Annotated in this window: 16 protein-coding genes and 1 pseudogene; 15 read left to right on the forward strand and 2 right to left on the reverse strand. The window is 63.0% G+C overall.

The features are described from left to right. Positions 1-10: 10 nt before the first annotated feature. The 14 genes and pseudogenes from PSH87_RS13765 to PSH87_RS13830 all read left to right on the forward strand — a co-directional run bounded on the left by PSH87_RS13765 (position 11) and on the right by PSH87_RS13830 (position 18787). Positions 11-3502 carry a hypothetical protein gene (locus PSH87_RS13765; protein WP_305434168.1) on the forward strand — a complete coding sequence of 1164 codons (3492 nt, stop codon included), beginning with the start codon at positions 11-13 and terminating at the stop codon, positions 3500-3502. Positions 3503-3670: 168 nt separating this feature from the next. Then, entirely contained in the window at positions 3671-4030 is a 360-nt protein-coding gene (locus tag PSH87_RS13770) for a response regulator (RefSeq protein ID WP_017738118.1), read from the forward strand. Between the two features lie 170 nt (positions 4031-4200). Further along, positions 4201-4992: a hypothetical protein gene (locus PSH87_RS13775; protein ID WP_305434170.1), complete on the forward strand. Its 792-nt coding sequence runs from the start codon at positions 4201-4203 to the stop codon at positions 4990-4992. 62 nt (positions 4993-5054) lie between these two features. After that, a pseudogene (locus PSH87_RS13780) lies at positions 5055-6457 on the forward strand (DUF1254 domain-containing protein). A gap of 118 nt (positions 6458-6575) precedes the next feature. Then, the gene (locus PSH87_RS13785; RefSeq protein WP_050558330.1) at positions 6576-7577 is read left to right on the forward strand and encodes a hypothetical protein; all 1002 of its coding nucleotides are present in this window, start codon (positions 6576-6578) and stop codon (positions 7575-7577) included. Positions 7578-7647: 70 nt separating this feature from the next. After that, entirely contained in the window at positions 7648-8622 is a 975-nt protein-coding gene (locus PSH87_RS13790; protein WP_017738114.1) for a MoxR family ATPase, read from the forward strand. Further along, positions 8619-9542, forward strand: coding sequence for a DUF58 domain-containing protein (locus PSH87_RS13795; protein WP_305434173.1), 924 nt, complete (start codon positions 8619-8621; stop codon positions 9540-9542). The genes PSH87_RS13790 and PSH87_RS13795 overlap by 4 nt, the downstream gene beginning before the upstream one ends. Continuing rightward, positions 9539-9994, forward strand: a complete 456-nt coding sequence (locus PSH87_RS13800) for a DUF4381 domain-containing protein (RefSeq protein WP_017738112.1) — start codon at positions 9539-9541, stop codon at positions 9992-9994. The genes PSH87_RS13795 and PSH87_RS13800 overlap by 4 nt, the downstream gene beginning before the upstream one ends. After that, a complete protein-coding gene (locus PSH87_RS13805; protein ID WP_017738111.1) occupies positions 9981-10976 on the forward strand; it encodes a VWA domain-containing protein in 996 nt (331 codons plus the stop codon). Before PSH87_RS13800 ends, PSH87_RS13805 begins: the two co-directional genes overlap by 14 nt. After that, on the forward strand, positions 10963-12411 hold the full coding sequence (locus PSH87_RS13810) for a VWA domain-containing protein (RefSeq protein ID WP_305434176.1): 1449 nt from the start codon (positions 10963-10965) through the stop codon (positions 12409-12411). The genes PSH87_RS13805 and PSH87_RS13810 overlap by 14 nt, the downstream gene beginning before the upstream one ends. Beyond that, positions 12408-13433: a hypothetical protein gene (locus tag PSH87_RS13815; RefSeq protein WP_305434178.1), complete on the forward strand. Its 1026-nt coding sequence runs from the start codon at positions 12408-12410 to the stop codon at positions 13431-13433. The genes PSH87_RS13810 and PSH87_RS13815 overlap by 4 nt, the downstream gene beginning before the upstream one ends. After that, entirely contained in the window at positions 13430-14431 is a 1002-nt protein-coding gene (locus PSH87_RS13820) for an HAD family phosphatase (RefSeq protein WP_305434179.1), read from the forward strand. The genes PSH87_RS13815 and PSH87_RS13820 overlap by 4 nt, the downstream gene beginning before the upstream one ends. A gap of 55 nt (positions 14432-14486) precedes the next feature. Further along, on the forward strand, positions 14487-16073 hold the full coding sequence (locus PSH87_RS13825; protein WP_017738107.1) for an arylsulfatase: 1587 nt from the start codon (positions 14487-14489) through the stop codon (positions 16071-16073). A 164-nt stretch (positions 16074-16237) separates the two neighbouring features. Beyond that, the gene (locus PSH87_RS13830) at positions 16238-18787 is read left to right on the forward strand and encodes a fused MFS/spermidine synthase (RefSeq protein ID WP_305434181.1); all 2550 of its coding nucleotides are present in this window, start codon (positions 16238-16240) and stop codon (positions 18785-18787) included. Between the two features lie 189 nt (positions 18788-18976). Here the strand turns inward: PSH87_RS13830 and PSH87_RS13835 are convergent, their stop codons facing one another. Then, positions 18977-19648, reverse strand: coding sequence for a DUF3313 domain-containing protein (locus tag PSH87_RS13835; protein ID WP_026136644.1), 672 nt, complete (start codon positions 19646-19648; stop codon positions 18977-18979). A 173-nt stretch (positions 19649-19821) separates the two neighbouring features. On the opposite strand from PSH87_RS13835, the gene PSH87_RS13840 reads away from it, so the two are divergent. Next, positions 19822-22008, forward strand: a complete 2187-nt coding sequence (locus PSH87_RS13840) for a tetratricopeptide repeat protein (protein WP_305434183.1) — start codon at positions 19822-19824, stop codon at positions 22006-22008. Here PSH87_RS13840 and PSH87_RS13845 read toward each other — a convergent pair whose 3' ends face one another. Next, positions 22009-22503, reverse strand: coding sequence for a hypothetical protein (locus tag PSH87_RS13845; RefSeq protein ID WP_305434185.1), 495 nt, complete (start codon positions 22501-22503; stop codon positions 22009-22011). It lies immediately after the preceding gene. Positions 22504-22527: the final 24 nt, after the last annotated feature.

The following is a 22527-nucleotide window of genomic DNA, read 5'->3' on the forward strand; positions in this document are numbered from 1 at the left end:
GTACCCGCTCATGCTTAATCGTATTGCACAAACGCCAACGCCTACCGCCTTTCCTGCGCCGATTCCGGTAGCAAACCGACAAACCCGATCCGCTGACGACGACACCGGCAGTCATGCCCAAGGCTCCCCCCTGAAGACCGCATTGGCGGACAAGGAAAACCTGCACGTCCTGGGCCTCAAGCTGGCTGAAATCGCCGCCAGACTGGGCGAAAGCGCCACCTCCGAGGCGGTTGTGACCGCGCTGACGAAAACGCACATGGTGCTGCACGCTGATTCGTCCTCCCCCCATGTGGCCGGTACCCAGGTTGATCTGGCCAGCTTTATTCGAAGCCTCGGACTGCCGCTGCCCACCAGCCACTTTATGCTGTCCGGGCTTGCCAGCGCGCTGGAAAACCGCGCACAGGAGCATCCGCTCGGCAACCTGGGGGGCGCGTTGTCTTGGCCTGTGCCCTTGAGCACGGAGGAACAGCGGCGGTTGCACGGGTTTATCCAGAACGAGGCGCGCACCGGGGTTGGCAAGGGCCTCCTCGAGCGTCTGCATGCCCTGTTGCCACGCTCCGCCGAAACCTCAGGCGACCCTGCCAAGCTGCTCGATGCGCTGCTGGATAGCCCGCAAGCGCAGGTGATCGGGAAACACCTGCAGGCGCACATGCAGGGCATCGGCAACGCAAGCAGTCAAACTGACTACTTGCTCGCGGCGATCAACCTGCAGCTCGACCCTGAATCCATGACCAGCCCCGACCGCAACAAGGTCGCCGGTTTTGACTTGGCTGGCCATGCATTGATCGGCAGGCCACCGACCACCCTGATGTGGCAACTCGGTGAGCATCTGGTCAGCCAGGGCAAAACCAGCCCGCAGATGGCGCAAGCGGCGGTCAAGCTGTTGCTCGCCAGCCGTGCACCGGCGTTCCTGGTCAAAAACATCCCCCAGAACGTGACCTATGGCAGCCTGGCCTGGGTCAATCTGGCCATTGCGGCGGCAACCATCGAAGCCCAGACCCCGGGAAGAGTTGCCAACATGACCTATACCCAAGTCATGCTGGCCGCCCGATCGGCCGGGGTCGCTGATCCTGCGATCACCCAGCGGGCGCAGCTGGAAGCGTTGGTGGACTGGGGGGTGGCCAATGGCGTGCTGGACAGGAAAGGCGACCACCACTACACCGCCAATGAACTGAGCGCCCTGACCCAACAATTCAATACACGCAAACAGCAAATGGAGGTTGCGTCCGCGGCGTTGGACAGCGAGCTACCGTCACGGAAAGCGCTGGCACTGGCCAAGCTCAAAGAGCGCTTCGGCGACTTGGGCTCACTGTTCGAAGAAAAGCTGATTGATATAAAGCGCAGAGTGCGCGGGCTGGACGACGGCAAGGGCTACAACTCCGACGCCTCCAACCCCCACTCGATGCTGGATGTGGCGATGATGGAACTGGCGGACCCGGACGTGGAGTATTTTTCCACGCATAGCCGTATTCCGATCGACGCCCTGAATGCCAATCGGACATTTGACGTCGTCGCCCCCTTCAATCGTCAATTCGACCAGGCGCTCGCCGAGAAAAAGTCGGCAATCGCCACCTACATCAAACAGCTGGTCGCTCAATTGCCCGTGGAGGACCGGCAACACCTGGAGCAGGGCAAATTGCAGCTGTTCCAGTCGTCCTCCTATACCGAAGGTACCGGTGTCTCCAAAAGGCAGGACCACCCCAAGAACGAAAAGCTGCTGATCAAAGCCGTACACAACGGCGCGACCCGCGCTTACGAAATCGACTTCAACCGGGGCCGTATCAAACAGACTCACGCGTGGAGTGTTGGCGAGAAAAAAACCAAGGTCGCCCATGATGTGACGGTGACTAAAGCGTTCAACCCCGCTGGCAGCGAATCACTGCGCCAGGCGAACCCGTCGTCGAGCTCGACGCCGCCTGACAGCTTTTCGTCCACCCGCACGCAAGCGCTGGCTGACGCTTTCGTCAAGCATCTGGAATTGGACAACCCCGCCATCAAGGCACAGGCGCGCGGTCTCACGACGCTGGATAAGCATGAGAAAAAGGTCGAGGCGATCACCGAGTTTGCGCTGAACCTGGTGCCTTTTCGATCAGCGATCGTCAACTTCCAAAAGGGAAACTACGCCGCGGGCGCACTGGATCTGGCGATCGACGTCTTCGGTTTCCTGACGGCTGGCGCGGGCGCCGCCGGCAAGGTGCTCAAGATTGCGGGTAGCGGGCTGTCTACGGCGAACAAGGCGCTACAGGCCGCCAAAGTCATCGGTTCGGCCACGGTCAGCGCACTCAACCCGCTGGGCGGTGTGGGCGATGTGCTGGTGGGTGGGTCCCGGTTCGCGGCCAAGGGGTTAACGTTTCTGGCGTCAAAGGGTGTCGAGTATGTCAATACGATGCGCGGTGCGACGGGCAGCTATGACCTGCTGAAAGCCATCAGCAAGGAGCATGGGCCCACGCTGATCGGGACCTACAAAGTCGCCGACGTGGAGGCGCAGGGGCTTGCGGTGCTGCGCAACGACCAATGGTTCAAATACGACCACGTGCTGAACAAACCCTATGGCGCGCCCATCGCCGACTTTTCGCCCAGGGGGGCGCCGCAGATTCAGAACCTGCTCGCCGGTTCGGCGGAACTTGAGAGTGTGAAACTCTTCAACAACCTTACGCAGGCCCGCACCGGGGCGAACCGCTCGGCCTTCAACAGCGGGTACTTGAAAGGGCAACTGGGGTCTTTGCCAGGCTACCGCCCAGGTATGGGCAGCAAACAACTGAGGGCGCTGGCAGTCGCGGATAATCGACGCCCGGAAGAGATGGGCATTCTGGCCAGGGAACTCAAGAACGCCTACATCGAAGACGCCCAATACGTCTCGGCACTGCTCACCCAGGACGTGGCGGGACCGGGGGTGAAAATCACGCCCATGTCGCAAATACACTACAACGCCAAGGTTGACCTGCCCTCGATAGGTGAGTGCGCCGGCATGTCATATGCCATGGCGCTGGCTATCCATGCCGGCAAAGAAGATCAGTTCATAAAGAATATGCTCAAGGTCGCGGATGTGCCGAAAACCCCTGGCGCAGACAAATTCATCAGTGACCTGCGCAACCTTCAAGCCAAGGTGCAAAACCCGGCAATGTTCCACTACGGAGTGCAACCCCGCACGGTCGGCTATCAGGAGATCATTTCGAAACTGGCCAGGTCCCAGACTTCCACCACCGTGAGAATCGGCACTCACGACCACGCCATGCTGGCGGGGGTAAGAGTGGAAAGCGGCAAGAAGGAATGGTTTTTCTATGACCCCAACGCAGGACTGGTCAAATTCAACAACTCGCTGGCGATGCAAGAAGGGATGGAAAAACTCCTCAACAGCGGCAAGCTCGCCGCAACCAACAACACCCTCCGGTCGCCTGGCGCGGGGCGGCAATACAGCGTAAGCCTGTTTGATCCCGCGGATGTGAACCGCCCAGGTATCGACGCCAACGCCGTGGCGGATCTTTCAGATATCGAGTTGTAACTACGCAGGAAGGTAGGGTTGTAAACCGGGAAGAATCAGGACAATCCCTAGCGTTACAGTCACAATGCCAGCAATCGTTTCGGAACTTGCTGGCATTCTCACCACTCCTTACAGAGTTGCCGCTCCAAACCCCTAGACCAGCACCTTCATTTTTCAGGAATTCTCACTATGCCCGGCGCCTCCATCATCCTAGTAGTCGAAGACGACGCCATCGTGCGCATGCTGATCGTCGATGTACTCGAAGAACTGGCGTTCAGTGTGCTTGAAGCAGCAGATGCCGAAGAAGCCTTGGCGGTGGTCAACGACCTTGACCAGGTGATCGACTTGATGATGACCGACGTCGGCCTGCCGGACATGGACGGCAAGCAACTGGCTACTCGCGTACGCGGGCTGCGCCCGGCACTGCCTATCCTGTTTGCCAGCGGCTACGCGGAAAACATCGACGTGCCAGCGGGCATGCAGGTGATTGGCAAGCCGTTCTCCATCGACCAACTGCGCGACAAAGTCAAATCGATGCTGCCCGCCTGAAAACCGTGATATCCCCCACACCAAGCAACTAATTCGTTCGGATAGCTAGCGTGTCTGGATTTAACTGCTAGCTTCAAACGACATGCCCTACACGACTTAGTGAACAGGGCCGCCCGACCGCATCGATTCCTGCACGTTCGGGCCCGTTTCCAGGGAATTGGGGAACTCGCATGTTCAGGTCATCGTCTGCACTGGCAGTGTTGCTGGGGGCATTGGTATTGCCCGGGTTTTCTGCCCGGGCCGACAATGCCGAGACCGCCAACAAGAGCAACAACCCGCTCAACCTCGCGCCGGGCGCCAACCTGCAGGACTACTACACCCCCCGTTTGTACGACAGCAACGCCCACACCAATGACCTGTTGCTGCGTGGGACCCTGCCCATCGCCCCATCGGATTTCATCGGCGTACCGCAGTTGCTACGCGCCACCCTGCCCCTCAGTACCCGCCCCGATCCCCACAGCGGCTACAGCACCGGCATCGGCGACCTGAACCTGTTCGACATCTTCTTGCTCAAGACCGAAGGCGTGCAACTGGGCATCGGCCCGCAACTCACCGCGCCCACCGCCGAGCATGATGAACTGGGCACCGGCAAATGGCAGGCCGGCCTGGCCGCCATCGCCATCGACGCCTCGCCGCGCGGCCTGCTGGGCGCGCTGGTGCAGTACCAAAGCTCCTTTGCCGGGGATCGCGACCGCGCCCATGTCGAGAGTGCAACTTTCCAGCCGTTTATCATTCATAACCTGCCCAAGGGCTGGTACCTGCGCTCCACCGGCACCTGGACCTTCGATTTGAAGAACGACAGCCACTACATCCCGATTGGCTTGGGGGCGGGCAAAGCCTGGAAAGCCGGGAGCAATATCGTCAACGCCTACGTCGAGCCGCAATGGACGGTGGCCCGCAAAGGCGATGGCTTGCCGCAGTTCACGTTGTTCGCAGGGATTAACGTGACGTTCGGCAAATAAACCGGTTAACTCGGCGCCTTCATCCCACGCCCTTAAAAAGATCTCTGGAAGGACGCAACAACATGATTGGAAAACCGACGCGCCTGCTGTTGGCGAGCCTCTCGATACTCATGAGCACCGGCGCCCTGGCCGACTTCACCGCCTCCCCGGCCGAGGCGCGGGCGATTGCCAAGGAAGCCTACCTGTACGGCTACCCGGTGGTGGCGATGTACAAGACCCTGTACACCCAGGCCGTGGACAAAGGCGGCGCCAACTTCAAGGCACCGTTCAACCGGATTGGCAACACCGCCCAGGTGTTCACCCCCAAGGACACCGCGTTCGTCTCGCCGAACTCGGACACGCCCTACTCGTTCGTGTGGATGGACCTGCGCCGCGAACCCCAGGTGCTGACCCTGCCGAAAATCGACGACAACCGTTACTACTCGGTGCAGTTGATCGACCTGTACACGCAGAACTTCGCCTACCTGGGCACCCGCAGCACCGGCAACAACGGCGGCCACTACATGGTTGCCGGCCCGGACTGGAAAGGCCAGCAGCCGGTCGACATCGACCGCGTGGTGTACAGCGAAAGCAACATCGCCTACGCCCTCTATCGCACCCAGCTGTTCGATGAAAAAGACCTGGGCAAGGTCAAGCAGATCCAGGCCGGCTACAAGGTGCAGCCCCTGAGCAGCTACGTGAAGCAACCGGCGCCGGCCGCCGTGCCGAAGATCGAGTGGCCCAAGCCCACGGCCACCATGACCGAAGGCCCGCAGCTATTCCGCTACCTGAACTTCATGCTCGCCTTTGCCCAGCCCCAGGACAGCGAAAAAGACCTGCTCTGGCGCGTTTTGCCAAGATCGGCATCGCCCCCGGCGCGCCGTTCAAGACCCAGCAGTTGACGGCTGACCAACGCAAGGCCCTGGAAGACGGCATCGCCGATGGTCGCGCCGAATTTGCCGCGTTCAAGAAAGACAAGATCGACACCCATCAGGTGAGCAGCGGCGACCTGTTCGGCAGCCGTGACCGCCTGAAAAACAACTACCTGTACCGCTACGCCGGCGCCGACCTGGGGATTTTTGGCAATTCCACCGACGAAGCGATCTACCTGAGCTACTTCGTCGACAGCGAAGGCAAGCCGGCCAACGGCGCGCGCCACAGCTACACCGTGCACTTCGCCAAGGACCAACTGCCGCCCGCCGAAGCGTTCTGGTCGCTGACGATGTACGACGCCAAGACCAAGCTGCTGGTGCCCAACCACAAGAAACGCTACCTGATCAATTCGCGGATGCTGCCCGACCTCAAGCTGGACGCCGATGGCGGCCTGACCCTGGCCTTGCAACACCACGAGCCGCCGAAAGCCGAACAGAGCAACTGGTTGCCGGCCCCGCCGGGCCCGTTTTATGCCGTGCTGCGTATTTACCTGCCCAAGCCTGAGGTGGGTAACGGTCAATGGAAGCTGCCGCCGTTGACACCGCTCAAGTAACACCACGCGCCCGGCCCGACCAGGCCGGGCGCGTACCCCCGATTTCAGGCCGTTTACAAGGATATGTAACGCCATGATTTCACATGCCCGCTTGTGTGCTTCGCCATTGCTCATCGGCATGCTCGCCAGTTGCGGTGTATCCGCGGCCGACCTGCCCGACCTTGGCAGTACACCCGCCACCGCCGGCAGGTCCGACCCCGAAACCTGCCATCGCCTGCAGCAAGACTTCGATATCGACCTCAAGCAAGTGGTCAAGGCCGGTTGCGACCCTTCCACCGAACAGATCGCCAAGCTGATGGACAACCCGGTGGGCAACCTGGTGCTGCTGTTCAACCAGTTCGACTACAGCGCGCTCAAGGGTCCCCACAGCAACGGCACGCGCTACCTGGGCAAATACAGCTTCATGCCGACCTTCCCGATTTCCGTCGGCGCGGACTGGAACCTGATCAACCGCATTCCCCTGAGCTACGTCAGCGCACCGGTCAATGCCAAGGCGGGCAACCTGATCGGCATGAGCCCCTATGGCGTGCTGACTGACCGCGATTTCCCCGCGGTGGTCAACGATCCATTCGACCGCACCTCGGGTTTCGGCGACATGGCCTATGTGGGCGTGTTTTCGCCCAAGCAACCGATCCGCTTTGCCAACGGCGGCAAGCTGGTCTGGGGCGTTGGCCCGACGGCGATGTTTCCCACCGCCGAGAAGGACGTGCTCGGCACGGGCAAGTACGCCCTCGGCCCGGCATTCGTTGCCGCTTACCTGGGTGAAGACTGGACCCTGGGGTTCTTCCCGCAGCACTGGTGGTCGGTCGGCGGTGACTCGCGGCGCAAGGACGTGAGCCTGACCAATATCCAGTACTTCATCCAGCGCGCCATCCCCGGCCCCAGCCAATGGCGCGTCGGCATGACGCCCAATATCACGGTGGACTGGAAAGCCGACGGCGGTAACCGGGTCAACTTCCCCATTGGTCTCGGCGCGGGGCGCATCGTCAATTTCGGCAAGTTGCCGGTGCGTATCTCCGGTGAAGTGCAGTATTCGGTGATCCACGCCGATGATCAGATCAGCCCGCGCTGGAATTTGCGCCTGTCATTCATCCCGGTGATTCCAACCTTCATGCTGTGAACGCGGGCCGTTCAGTGCAGTACATCGTGGTCGCCGCCCCTGGTGACCCAGAGTTTCAAGGAGCCATGGCATGACCGCGCTCGATGATGTGAAAGCCCTGCAAGCCAGCATGGCCGAAAGTGTCCTGGGCCAGGACCAGGTGATCCGCCAGATCCTGCTCGGGCTGCTGGCCAACGGTCACCTGCTGCTGGAAAGCCTGCCGGGGCTGGCCAAGACCCGCACGGTCAAGGCCCTGGCCCGGCACCTGGACGCGCAGATGAGCCGCATCCAGTTCACCCCCGATCTGCTGCCGTCCGACATCACCGGCGCCGAAGTGCTGCATCAGGTCGATGGCCAGAACCAGATCCGTTTCCAGCCCGGGCCGTTGTTCGGCAACCTGATCCTCGCCGATGAGATCAACCGCGCCCCGGCCAAGGTCCAGGCCGCGCTGCTGGAGGCCATGGAAGAACGCCAGATCACCGTGGCCGGCGCCAGCCACCCGTTGCCGCCGTTGTTTATCGTGATCGCCACGCAAAACCCCATCGAACAGGAAGGCACCTACCCGTTGCCGGAAGCACAGATGGACCGCTTCGTGATGAAACTGCTACTGGATTACCCCAGCGCCGCCAATGAAAGCCAGGTGTTGCGCCTGCTGCGCGAAGAGGAACAGGCCGCCGCGACCCAGGCCATCCAGGGCTTCACCCTGGCGCAGGCGGTGATCTTCGCCGCGCGCCAGGAAGTCAGCACGATCCAGGTGTCACCGGCCATCGACCGCTACCTGATCGATCTGATCAACGCCACCCGCCATCCTGCCGACTATGACCCCGACCTCGCGCGCTGGATCAGCCTCGGCGCCAGCCCCCGTGGCGGCATCGGCCTGGACCGCTGCGCCCGTGCCGATGCGTGGTTGCAGGGCCAGGCATTTGTTACCCCGGACAATGTGCAGGCCGTGCTCCACCCGGTGCTGCGCCATCGCCTGCAACTGAGCTATGACGCGGTGGCCGATGGCGTCAGCGCCGATCAGGTGCTGGACCGCCTGCTGAGCACAGTGGCGTTGCCCGCATGAACGCCGACGGCCTGGTCTACGTCAGCCTGGCGCAGTTGATGGCCTTGCAGTTTCAGGCGCGGGGCTTGAGCTTTGTCGCACGCCAGCCCCAAGGCAGCCTGCTGGCCGGCAACCACGCCTCACGCCTGCGCGGGCGTGGCCTGAATTTCGATGAACTGCGGCGCTACCAGCCGGGCGATGACCTGCGCCACCTGGATTGGCGCGCATCGTTGCGCACCGGCAAACCGGTGGTGCGTACCTTTACCGAGGAGCGTGACCGCCCGGCGTTGATCGTGGTGGACCAGCGCATGTCGATGTTTTTCGGCTCGGTGCGCAGCTTCAAATCCGCCATCGCCGCCGAACTGGGCGCGCTGGCCGCGTGGATGGTGTTCAACGCCGGCGACCGGGTTGGCGGGCTGGTGTTCAACGATGCACGCATCGACAGCGAGGCGCCGCTGCGCAGCCGCAAACGCGTGGAAGCGCTGTGCAGCCGCATTGCGCAACAAAACGCCGAACTCAAGGCCAGCAACGCCGACCATGAAGGCGACAACCAACTGGACCGGGTCCTGCAGCAATGCCTGGCCGTGGCCGGCCACGACCATTTGATCTGCCTGGTCAGCGACTTTGCCGGCGCAGGCCCGCGCACCCTGCAACTGCTGCAACAGCTGTCGGCGCACAACGACGTGGTGGCGTTGCAGGTGTACGACCCGTTAGCGCTCAACCTGCCCAGCAGCGGGCAATTGCTGATCACCCAGGGTCAACTGCAAGTCGAACTCGCGGTGAACCAACGCAAGGTGCGCCAGCCCCTGGGGGATTTTCTCGGCGGGCGCCTCAAAGACGTCGCCAGCCTGTTGCGCCGCAGCCAGGTGCCGCTGTTGATGATCAGCACGGCCTCGCCTGCCGCCGTGCAGTTGCGCAATGAACTGGGGAAGCGCCGGTGAACGCCCACGTGCCGAGCATCGAGCAGCTCCAGGAGTTGGGGTTGCCCGCGCCCGTCAGTTATTGGCCGCAGACCTGGGGCTGGGGCGTGTTGCTGGGGCTGCTGGTTCTGGGGTTACTGGTGCTGGGTGTGCGCAAGTGGCTGCACTGGCGGCGCGATGCCTATCGACGCGAAGCCTTGGCGCAGCTGGAGCGCATCAGCGACCTGCGCGAGCTACCGGCCTTGCTCAAGCGTGTCGCCCTGTCGATGCCGCTGGCACCGCAAGAGCACCAGCGCGTGCCGACCTTGCGCGGGGCCGAGTGGCAAGCCTTCCTGCAACGCCATGCCGGTGCGCCGGTGCCTGAGGACTTTAGCGAACAACTGGCGCAACTCGCCTACGGCGCGCCGTTGCAGCACCCGCATTTACTGGCCCAGTGCAAAGCCTGGGTGGAGCAACACCGTGTGGCAGCTTGACTACCCATGGCTGCTGCTCCTGCTGCCGTTGCCGTGGTTGGCCTACCGCTATTTGCCGGCGTACCAGGAAGCGCGCAGCGCGGTGCGCGTGCCGTTCTTTCGCGGCATGAGCCAAGCGGTTGGTGAGGTCCCCGCCACCCATGGCGCGCGCACTAATCGCCCGCAGTTGTGCCTCAACCTGCTGGTCTGGGGCCTGGTGGTCCTGGCCATTGCCCGCCCGGTGTGGGTGGAAAAGCCCATCGAGCGCCAGCAACCGGTGCGCGACTTGCTGCTGGCCATCGATATTTCCCAGTCCATGCAAACCCAGGACTTTACCGACGCCGACGGCCACAAGATCGACCGCCTCGCCGCCGTCAAACAGGTGGTGCAGGGTTTTATCCAGCAGCGCAAGGACGACCGTATCGGCCTGATCCTGTTTGGCAGCGGCGCGTTTCCCCAAGCGCCGTTGACCCTCGACCACACCAGCCTGTCACTGCTGCTGGACGATAGCGGCATTGGCATGGCCGGGCCCAATACCGCGATCGGCGATGCCATCGGCCTGGGCCTCAAGCTGCTGGACCAGGCCCACGAGCCGCAAAAAGTGCTGATCCTGCTCACCGATGGCAACGACACCAGCAGCGCGATCACCCCGGACCACGCCGCCGACATGGCCGCCGCCAAGGGCGTGGTCATCCACACCATCGGCATCGGCGATCCCCAGGCCAGTGGGGAAGCCAAGGTCAACCTGAGCGCCTTGCAAGGGATCGCCAACGCGACCGGCGGCCGCTACTTCCGTGCCGAGGACCGCGACAGCCTCAAGCAGGTCTACGCCACCCTCGACCAAATCACCCCGCATCAAGTCAACACCCTCAGCCACCAGCCCAAGCGCGACCTGTTCTGGTGGCCGTTGGGGGCTGCGCTGGTGTTGCTGGCGGTGTATCACCTGGGCGCAGCGCTGTGGTCGCAACGGTTCAAACGGGAGGTAGCGCATGGACTTGAGTGAGTTCCACTTCCTGCGCCCCGCCTGGTTGTTGCTGGCGTTGCTGGGTGCCGCGTTGCCGCTGCTCTGGCGCCGCAGCCGTGACCTGCAACGGCGCCTGCGCGGCAACATTGCCCCGCACCTGTTGCCGTATCTGCTGCTCACGCCCAGCGACCCGCATCGGCTACGTCCGGTGCATCTGCTCAGCGCCGTGCTGGTGCTCGGCGCCGTCGCCGCTGCCGGGCCGACCTGGCAGCAGGATCGCCCGGGCTTTCTCGAAAACCGCGCGCCGCTGATTATCGCCGTGGACCTGTCGCCGTCGATGGACACCCCTGATGTGCCGCCCACCCGACTGACCGCCGCCAAACACAAACTGCATGACCTGGTCCAGCGCCGCAAAGGCGCACGCACGGCCCTGCTGGTGTATGCCGGCAGCGCGCATCTGGTGTTGCCGCCCACCGATGATCCCGCCCTGCTCGACACCTTTATCCAGGCGCTGAGTACCGACCTGATCGACAAGCCGGGCAAGGACGTCGACGCAGTGATCGCTCAGGCCCAACGCTTGCTCGGACAGACGCCCGGCACGTTGCTGCTGGTGACCGACGGCGCCGCACCATTGCCCACGCTCAAGGCAGGTTCGCTGCAAGTGCTGGTCCTCGGCCTGGGCAGCAGCCCCACGCTCAAGCAACTGGCCTCTGCCACCCACGCGCCGCTGGCCAGCCTGACCATGAATGACGACGACCTGGACTGGATCGAACGCCACGCCCAGCAACATTTCCAGGCCGTCGACGAGCAACAGCGCCTGTTGCACTGGAAAGACGCCGGCTATTGGCTGTGCTGGCCGGTGTTGTTGCTGGCGCTGTTCAGCGTGCGCCGTGGCTGGAGCCTGAACTGGACCGCCGTACTGCTGCTGTGCTTTCTGCTGCCGCCGACGCAAGCACAGGCCAACCCCTTCCTCACGCCCGACCAGCAAGGCCGCTGGGCCTTCGAACACCACCACTACCCCGAGGCTGCCGCGCGGTTTGTCGACCCGTACTGGAAAGGCATCGCCGCCTACAACGCCGCCGACTATGACCTGGCGCAAACCACCTTCGCCGCAATGAACACCCCGCAAGCGGCGTTCTACCTGGGCAATATCCACGTACGCCGCTTCAAGTTCGATGACGCCATCAGCGCCTATCAACACGCGTTGCAACTGCAAGCAGACTTCCCCGAAGCGAGCGCCAATCTGGCCCTGGCGCTCGCCTTGAAAAAGGACACCGAAAGCGCGGCGAACAACACCCCCGAGGTCAAGCCCGATGAGGTCAAGTTTGACAAGGCCCCCGGCAAGGGCCAGAGCAAGACGGTCCTGACCGAGCAAGCGAACAACGACGCGCTGTGGTTGCAGAACCTGACCACCTCGCCGGCCAACTTCCTGCGGCGTAAATTCGCCCTTCAGGACCAGGCGGTGCAGCCATGAACCGCTGCTGTGGCGTGTTGTTGCTCCTCGCTGGGCCGTTGTGGGCAGCCGAACCGCAACTGCGGGTGCAGGCGCAGTTGTTGCCGGGCAGTTCAGTGGTGGTCGGCGAACAACTGCACCTGCAAGTGGATGTATTGACCGACACCTGGTTTACCGCCGCCGCGACCCTGCCAGAGCTCAAGCTGCCCGGCGCGCGGGTACAGCCGCCCAATGGCGAAGCAGAGCACACCACCCAGGTGATCGACGGGCAGACGTTCTATGGCATGCGCTACAGCTACGGCATCACAGCCAACGTGGCGCAGCACTTCAGCGTACCGGCGCTGACGGTCAGCGCCCAACCCGGTCAGGCCAGCGCGCCGTTGAACGCGCAGAGCCAGCCACTGGCCTTCGATGCGACCCAGCCCCCAGGATTCGCGCCCGGCGAGCCGGTGCTGGTGGCCAGTGCCGTGCGTTTGAGCCAGACCCTTGAGGCCCGTGACCTCAAGGTCGGTGACAGCCTGACCCGCACCCTCACCCTGCAAGCCGACAACACCCCCGGACTGTCTTTGCCCCCGCCGAACACCGCGTCGATCAATGGCCTGCGCCTGTACCCGCAAGTGCCGCGCATCCGCAACCTCGACGATGGACGCGGTGGCGTCACCGGCGGCCAGCGCATCGACCCACTGGTGTACCGTGTCGAACAAGGCGGCCATTTCACCCTGCCGGCCATCAGCGTGAAGTGGTGGGACAGCCGCAACCATCGCCTGCAAGTGGCGCAATGGCCAGCGCTCACCGTCGAGGCCGAGGCGATCAGCGCCTATACGCCGACGTTTGCCATCGAACAGCGGCACTGGCAATTCCCCCGGCAGTGGCTGCTGTGGATAGCGTCCATCGCGGTGCTGATTCTCACCGGTTATCTGTTGCATACGTTGTGGCCGCGAATGGCGCGGAGCTCACGAAAAACGTGGGCTGCATTGCGTTGGCGGTGTCGTCAACTACGCTTGCTTCCACTGAACCCCCGTCACGAAAAGGACTTCCCATGACGTCGCTGCGTTCTGCCCTGCCCCTGTTGTGCCTGCTGAGCCTGCCCGCCTTCGCCGCCGACCCGCTGCCCTCGTGGCACGAAGGCGCGAACAAAAAACAGATCATCGAGTTTGTCCAGGCGGTCACCACCGAAGGTTCCAAGGATTACGTCAAACCCGCCGAACGCATCGCGGTGTTCGACAACGACGGCACCCTGTGGACCGAACAACCGGCGTATTTCGAAGTGCTGTTCGCCTTTGACGAAGTCAAGCGCCTGGCGCCCCAGCACCCCGAATGGCAAACCACCCAACCCTTCAAGGCGGTGCTTGAGGGCGACCATCACGCGCTTGCCGCCAGCGGCATGGACGGTCTGCTGAAAATCATCGGCGCCACCCACACCGGGGTCAGCACCGAGGCGTTTATCGACAATGCCAGGAACTGGCTGAAACAGGCCCGTCACCCCAAGACCGGCAAGCCCTTCGACCAGATGATCTACCAGCCTATGCTGGAAATGCTCGACTACCTGCGCAGCCAGCAATTCAAGACCTACATCGTCTCCGGCGGCGACACCGCATTCATGCGCGCGTTTGCCGAAGAGGTGTACGGCGTGCCACCGGAGCAGGTGATCGGCTCGAATTTCGCCACTCAATACCAACTCAAGGACGGCCAACCACAGGTGCTGCGCACCACCAAGCTGGCCCATAACGACGACGGCCCGGGCAAGCCGGAAAGCATCGATTCGATCATCGGGCGCCGGCCGATCCTGGCCTTCGGCAACTCCGACGGCGACCTGCAGATGCTGCAGTGGACCGCCGCCGGCAAAGGCAAGCGCCTGATGGGCCTGGTGCACCACACCGACGCCCAGCGCGAATGGGCCTATGACCGCAATTCTCAGGTGGGGCGCCTGGACAAGGCGTTGGACCTGGCCAGGACACAGCACTGGACCGTGGTGGACATGGCGAGCGACTGGCGCCGTATCTACCCGTTCGATCCAGCTGTGCAAGCAGAGGTGCAATAAGCAAATCCGCAGGTCGCATGCACTGCGACTCAAGCCCTACCAAGGAGCAAGTCTTATGACTCGCATACGTAAGTGGCTGCCGAAACTCGCGCTGGTGGCGGTTTCGGTGATAGGGGCCTCGGCATCCGCCTGGGCCGCTGAAAAGCCGAATATCCTGGTGATATTCGGCGATGACATCGGGCAAACCAACATCAGTGCCTACTCCATGGGCGTGGTGGGCTACAAGACCCCGAATATCGACCGCATCGCCAAGGAAGGCATGATGTTCACCGACTACTACGCGGAGAACAGCTGCACGGCCGGACGCTCGTCGTTTATCACCGGGCAGACGCCGTTGCGCACCGGCCTGTCCAAGGTCGGCGCGCCGGGGGCGTCGGTGGGCCTGCAAAAGCGCGACATCACCATTGCCCAGGCCCTCAAGTCCCTCGGCTACGCCACCGGGCAGTTCGGCAAGAACCACTTGGGCGACAAGGACGAATACCTGCCCACCAACCACGGCTTCGATGAGTTCTTCGGCAACCTCTATCACCTCAACGCCGAAGAGGAGCCGGAGCGGCCCTATTGGCCCAAGGACGACGCTGCCTTCGTCAAGGCCAACTCGCCCCGTGGGGTGATCCACAGCTTTGCTGACGGCAAGATCGAAGACACCGGCGCCTTGACCACCAAGCGCATGGAAACCATCGACGATGAAACCACCGCCGCCGCCCAGGCGTTTATCAAGAAACAGGCCGAAGCCGACAAGCCCTTCTTCGTGTGGATGAACACCACGCGCATGCACTTGTTCACCCACGTGCGCGACTCGATGAAGGGCCAGAGTGGCATGCCCGGCAACGAATACGCCGACGGCATGGTGGAGCACGACGGCGATGTGGGCAAACTCCTGCAAACCCTCGACGACCTGAAAATCGCCGACAACACCATCGTGGTCTACACCACCGACAACGGGCCGAACCAGTTCTCCTGGCCGGACGCGGCGACCACGCCGTTTCGCAATGAGAAAAACTCCAACTGGGAAGGCGCCTATCGCGTGCCGGCGATGATCCGCTGGCCGGGCAAGATCAAGCCGGCCGAGGTCTCCAACGAAATGTTCTCGGGCATGGACTGGTTCCCCACGCTGCTGGCGGCTGCGGGTGATACCGAGGTCAAGGACAAGTTGCTCAAGGGCTGGGCTCCGACTTCCGGGGGGGCGAGCTTCAAGGTGCACCTCGACGGTTTCAACCAGCTGCCGTACCTGACCGGCCAGCAACCCAAAGGCGCCCGCGACGAGTTCTACTACTTCAACGATGACGGGGTACTGGTCTCGGCGCGCTTTGGCAACTGGAAGGCGGTGTACTGCGAACAGCGCGCGCCCGGTGGGTTCAAGGTGTGGAGCGAGCCCTTCGTGTGCCTGCGGGTGCCGAAGATCTTCAACCTGCGCATGGACCCGTATGAACGGGCGGACGTGGTCTCTGATCAGTACTACGACTGGAGCACCAAAAACGTCTACCTGGTAGCGGTGGCGGTGACCAAGTCGGCGCAGTTCCTGCAAACCTTTGTTGAGTACCCGCCGAGCCAGAAGCCGGCGAGTTTCAGCATTGACCAGATTCGCGCGCAGGTTGATCAGCAAATCGAAGCGAAGAGGAAGGCCGCACCGGCTCAATAACTGACACGACAACCCATCTGGAGACTGGCTTGTGTGGGAGCTGGCTTGCCTGCGATAGCATCACCTCGGTATTGCTGATAGACCGAGGTGCCTGCATCGCAGGCAAGCCAGCTCCCACACAAAGCAGCTCCCACAGGGTTCTCTGCGCATTCTGGGATTTGGTCATGACTGCACGCACCGCCAGCAAACCGATAGAAACCGTCAACACCCCCTCAATCCTGATGCCCGCCCTCCTCCTGTTCATCTCCGGCGGCGCGGCGTTGGTGTACCAGGTGCTGTGGATCAAGCAACTGTCGCTGGTGGTCGGCGTGGAGGTGTACGCGATCACCACCGGCATCAGCGCGTTTTTTGCCGGACTGGCCCTCGGCGGGTTGTTGTTCGGGCGTCTGGCGGATCGCTTTGCGCGGCCCCTTTTGTTGTATGCAGGTCTGGAATTATTGGTCGCCCTGTTCGGCGTTGGCGCCACCTGGGCGCTGGGCACGGCGGCCGAGCCGTTTGCCTGGCTGGAAGCACGCATCGGCCTGTTGGCCTGGGCGCTGCCGTTTACCCTGGTCGGCCTGCCGGCGTTGTTGATGGGCGGTACGCTGCCGGTGCTGGTGCGCGCGCTTAACATCGAGGCCAAAGGCTTGAGTCAGGCCGGCGGGCGTTTGTATGCGGCGAACACGGCGGGCGCGATTGTCGGCACCTTGCTCGCGGCATTTGTGCTGATCGCGCAGTTTGGTGTGCGTGGCAGTGCGCTGGTCGCGGCGTTGTTCAACCTCGTCGCGGCGGCGGGCGCATTGGCCGCTGTGCGCCATCACGCGCCGGTGGTGGTCGCGCCCACACGCAGTGAACCGCCTGCGCGCCTGGCCCTGGTGCTGTACGCCATCGCCGGTGGCGTGGCGTTGGGGTATGAGGTGGTGTGGTCGCAATCCATCGTGCAATTTATGAGCACGCGCACCTACGCGTTTGCGGTGGTGCTCGCCACTTATTTGAGTGGGTTGTTTATCGGCAGCCAACTGATGTCGCGGCGGGTGGAACGGATTCGTGATCCCTGGGGTGTATTCGGCCTGTTGATCGCCGGTGCGGGGCTGGTCGCGTTGCTGGAAATCGCCCTGCTCGGGCGCTGGCTGGTGCTGCTGCAAACCCAGGCCGAGGCGCTGGTGTTGAACCTGGGCGGCAGCGAGTTGCCGGGGATGAGCGCGCGCTTTGCAGTGGCGGCGCTGTGCATGGTGTTTGTACCGACGCTGCTGTTGGGCGCGGCGTTTCCCCTGGCGCTGCGCCTGAGTGTCGGCCACCGCCACGTGGGCCGTGATGTGGGTGCCGTCGTGGCCTTCAACACCCTGGGCGGGATCGTCGGGGTGATGCTCTGCGGCTTTGTGCTGATCCCCTGGCTGGGCTTGGTGCGCACCCTGGGGGGGCTGGCGGTGATCGCTGCCGGTGTGGGTTACCTGGCCGTGCGCCGGGGCCATGGCGTGAAAAAGGGCCGGCGCCAGGCGGTGGTTGCGCTGGGCCTGGTGTCACTGGCCGTGGCGCTGTTGACGCCAGTGGATCGCCTGGCGAAATTGCTGCCCGGGGCGCGTAATGCCAGCCTGGCGTTTTATCAGGAAGGCCGTGGCGCGACGGTCGCGGTGGTCAGCCAAGGCCAGGGTGCGCGGGCGTTTCAGCGCCTGTATATCCAGGGTGTGTCCAATACCGGTGACGCCATGCCGTCCCTGCGTTACATGCGGGTGCAGGCGTTGCTGCCGCTGTTGATCCACAACCGCGAACCCACGGCGGCGCTGGTGATCGGCTTCGGCACCGGGATTACCGCAGGCGCGCTGCTGCGTTATCCCGGCCTGGAACAGCGTGTGGTCGCCGAACTGCTGCCCGCAGTGATCGACGCGGCGCCGTTGTTCAAGGGTAATTTCAATGCGGCCACTGACCCCGGCATCGACCTGCGCCTGCGCGATGGTCGCCAGGAGTTGCTGCGCAATACGCAGGCCTATGACCTGATCACCCTGGAACCGCCGCCGCCCTCCGCTGCGGGCGTGGTGAACCTGTATTCCCAGGACTTCTACCAATTGGCCGCGTCGCGCCTGGAGAAAAACGGCCTGCTGGCCCAGTGGCTGCCGCTGCCCACGCAAAACATCGACGACTCCCGTGCGCTGGTGCGCAGTTTCCTGAATGTGTTCCCGTATGCCTCGCTGTGGACGAGCGAATTCCACGAGATGCTGCTGGTGGGTTCCCGTGAGCCCATCGAGTTGGACGCGGCGCGCATCCGCCAGCGTTTCGCCCAGCCGGGCGTCAGCAGCGCGTTGGCCGAGGTGGGCATCGATTCGGCCGCTACCTTGCTGGCGACCTGGGTCACCGATCGCCAGGGCCTGGAACGCTTCGCCGCGGCTGCATTGCCGGTCACCGATGACCAGCCGCGCATCGAATATGCGCCGTGGGTGCGCAGCAAAGAGATCACCCGTGTCTTGCCGGCCCTGCTTGACCTGCGCGTGCCCGCGCCGCTGCTCAATGCCGACGCCGCCTTCACCCGCACCCTCGCCGCCGAACAGCAGCGCCTGATGCAGTTCTACCGGGCCAGTTTGCATGCCTATGACGGTGATCGCGATGCCTGGGGACGGGACATCCGGGAGGTGTTGCAGCAGGACAGTGCCAACCCGTACTACCGCTGGTTTTGCGCAGCCCCTTGTGGGAGCGGGCTTGCCCGCGAAGGCGGAGTGTCAGCCAATACTTCAGGTGACTGAACGGGCGCTATCGCGGGCAAGCCCGCTCCCACAGGGGATTGGATTTACACGCCAGATCAGGTTGGCACCGCTCAAATATGTGGGAGCTGGCTTGCCTGCGATGGCGGTGGGTCTGCTGCATCGGTGTTAGCTGGCAGGCCGCTATCGCGGGCAAGCCCGCTCCCACATTGGTTTTGTGGTGTTGCGGGTTTAGTGTTTTTTCAGCTTTACATAGGACTGGTGCAAGTCCGACGCCCAGCCGTCGATAACGCTTTTCACATCGTCGGCCTTCATCACTTGGGCTTCATTGGCCAGCGGCTTGCCGGTGCCTTTGCGCACCACCTGGGCGATCACCTTGCCACTGGCACCGTCGAGGAATTGCGCCTCGGTGCCCAGGGTGGTTTCCTGGTCACGGTGGCCGGACGCGGTACTGGCGGCGGCCACGACCAGCGCGACGGGGATGTATTCGTAGGGTGCGAGGGCTTCGGTCTTGCTGCTCACGGCGGTGATCGCCGCACGCACCACAATCACCCCGGGGCCAGGCGCGTTGGCCAGTGGCAGGGATTTCTCCAGCTCACGCTTGAGCGCCTGGTTGTAGTAGGTGTTGATACCGTTGAGGGTGCTTTCCGGGATCTTCGCGGTGGCCTGGGGCTTGGGATAGAACTGGGTCGGCTCGACGTAGACGGCGGTGTAGCGGCTCAGGTCAAGTTTGGGATCGACCCAGCGCATCACCTCGGCACCGGACGGAGACTTGGCTTGCTTGAGGTGGCTGTAGTCCGAGAGAAAGCCGGAATACTCGTCCGGTTGGGTGACTTTGCTGGCACAGCCTGCCATTCCGAGCGAGGCGACACACAGCGTGCTGATCACTAGCCTTAGTTTCATCATTGAACTCCCTGGCGGTCATCACTGAAACATTGAGCTGTAGGTATAGCCAACTCTGGGGAAATAGCGGTTATTTCATGCCCCGGGTTTGACAGACCTGTGACCTGCGTCAAAGCTGCACACAGCTTAAGCGCGCCGTAGAGCGTCCACGCATCAAGACAGCGGAAGTCGGAATGCCAGAGCCCAAAAAAGCCGTACCCCACCGTGATCCATCCCGTCGTTTCCTCTACCCCATATTGATTGTGTTGCTGTTGTTGGCCATGGCCGCGATCTGGTTTTTCCTGCAAGCGGGTACGCCTCGGTTGCCAGCGCCTATCGTCGCCGCCAAACCCGCGGTGATTGCCCCGGCGCAGATGGTCGATGAGCAACAATGCCAAGGCTGCCACCAGGCCCAGGCCAAGGACTGGCAAGGTTCCCACCACCAATTGGCGATGCAGGTGGCGACGGCGCAAACGGTGCCGGCCGATTTCAATGACGTCACGTTCAGCGCCGAAGGCGAGACCACACGGTTTTATCAACGGGGCGCCGAGTTCTGGGTCAATACGCCGGGTCGCGATGGCCAGGCGGGCGATTTCAAGGTGGCGTACACCTTTGGCATCGCGCCGTTGCAGCAATACTTGATCGAGGTCGGCGATGGTCGCCTGCAAGCCCTTGGCGTGGCGTGGGATATGCAGCAGAACCGCTGGTTTCACCTGTACCCGGGCCAGGGCGTGAACTTCAAGAACCCGCTGCACTGGAGCAAGCCCAGCCAGAACGCCAACTTCATGTGTGTGGAATGCCATACCACCGGCTACAAACGTAATTTCGACGCGGTGAAAAACACCCTCGACAGCCAGTGGAACAGCCTGGGCGTGGGTTGCCAGGCATGCCACGGCCCGGCGTCCAACCACCTGCAATGGGCGGCGAAAAAAGGCGACCTGCTGCACATGGGCTTCGCCGTGGACCTGAAGGACAAGGACGCCACCGTCGAACTCGAAACCTGCGCCCGCTGCCACGCGCGCCGCGCGCCATTGGGGGATGGGTTTACCGTTGGCAAACGGCTGATGGACGACTACCTGCCCAGCGTACTGACCCGCGAGCTGTATGCCCTGGACGGCAAGATCAAGGACGAAGTGTTCGAACACGGCTCCTTCGCCCAAAGCAAGATGGCCGACAAAGGTGTGCGCTGCAGCAACTGCCACAACCCCCACAGCGCTGAACTCAAGGCGCCGGGCAATGGGGTGTGCCTGCAATGCCACAACACCGCCGGCAAGACCCCCATCGCCACGGTGGATGGGCGCGGCTTGCAGGCCAAGGACTACGACTCCGCCCAGCACATGGGCAAGGCCGGCGCGTTCTGTGTGGACTGCCATATGCCCGGCAAGGTCTACATGGGCAATGATCTGCGCCATGACCACAGTTTCAGCATCCCGCCCGGCGCCCGTGATGTACTCAGGGCGCCGGGCTATGCCGAGAGCATGGCGTTGATACGAGGCGGCCAACCGGGCGCCGCCCAGGCGCTGTATGAGCAACTGGCCCGTGGCAACCTGCCGGCAATCCAGCGCGCAACGTTGCTGGTCGAACTGCCCAATTACCCCAGTGAACAGGCATTGAAACTCGCCACCCTGGACCTTGGCCACCCGGCGCCGCAGGTGCGTGAAAGCGCCGTGCGTGCCGTCAGCGCCCTGCTCCCGCCCCAGGAGCGTGTCGCCCTCTATGGGCCGTTGCTGCGTGATCCGGTGCGCGCTGTGCGCATCCTCGCCGCGCGGGACCTGCTCGGTGTTCCAGGCCAGGGCCTGGCGTGGAACAACGCCATCGTCGAATACGAACAGGTACAACTGAGCCTGCTGGAACGCGCTGAAGCCAACCTCAACCTGGCGATGCTCTACCAGGCCAGTGGCCGTGGCGACAAAGTCGAAGCGCAGTTGCGCAGTGCCCTGCTGCGCGACCCGGATTTCTTCCCGGCGCTGGTGACCCTCGCGCAGTGGCTGGAGGCCAATGGTCGTGGGTCGCAAGCGCAAGGCCTGATCGCGGACCAGCTGGCGCAGCACCCGGACGCGGCGCTGTTGCAACACACCCGAGGCTTGATGGCGATTCGCGCAGGTGAGCCGGCGAGCGCCATGACGTATTTGCGCAACGCCGTGCGCCTCGATCCGGCCAGCGCCCAATACGCCTTTGTCCTCGCGGTGGCGTTGCATGACAGTGGCAAGGTCGAGCAAGCCTGCGAACAACTCGAAAACTTGCTCCAGCGCCAGCCGTACAACCGCAATGCACGGCTGTCGCTGATCCAGTACTACCTGGAAAACGGCCAGGAGCCGAAAGCGCAGGTGGTCATGCAGAGTTGGAAAAAGCTCAACCCCGGCGACCCTGCGCTGAAGTGATCAGCCGCGTTCGCGTGGGATCAGGCTCTGCAACTGCGACGCCAGGAAGTTCGCGTCAAAACCAAAGGTGTCCGGGTCCTTGAGGCCATTGGTCTTCTTCCACAGCCAGTCGTTCTTGTCCGCCGGCAGCACGAGCGACACGCTGCCGTGGCGGGCGGCGGTCAGGCCCATTACCGACACCGAGATCAGCCCGCCTGCGCCCATCACTTCGGGCACAAACTCGACGGTCTTGCCGGTGATGTGCACGTTGAGCTTCTCGGTCTTGAAGGTCGAGGTCTCCAGCGGCACGCTGGGGCCGCTGGCGACGTAGGCTTCACGGTGCACCTCCAGCAAACCCACCTGCTTGACCGGCTCCAGCCACAGCTCGATCTGGCCGAACAACTCGCCGAGCTTTTGCGCCCAACGGGCGGATTGCACGTCGAATTGCTGCTTTTTGTGCGCTTCGCTGTCGGCGTAATGACGAAGCATCTCGCCCAGTTGTTGTACGTCGTCCATTGCGGATTTCCTCCGGTGAGCCAG

This window comes from Pseudomonas sp. FP453, assembly GCF_030687495.1.
GTDB lineage: Bacteria > Pseudomonadota > Gammaproteobacteria > Pseudomonadales > Pseudomonadaceae > Aquipseudomonas.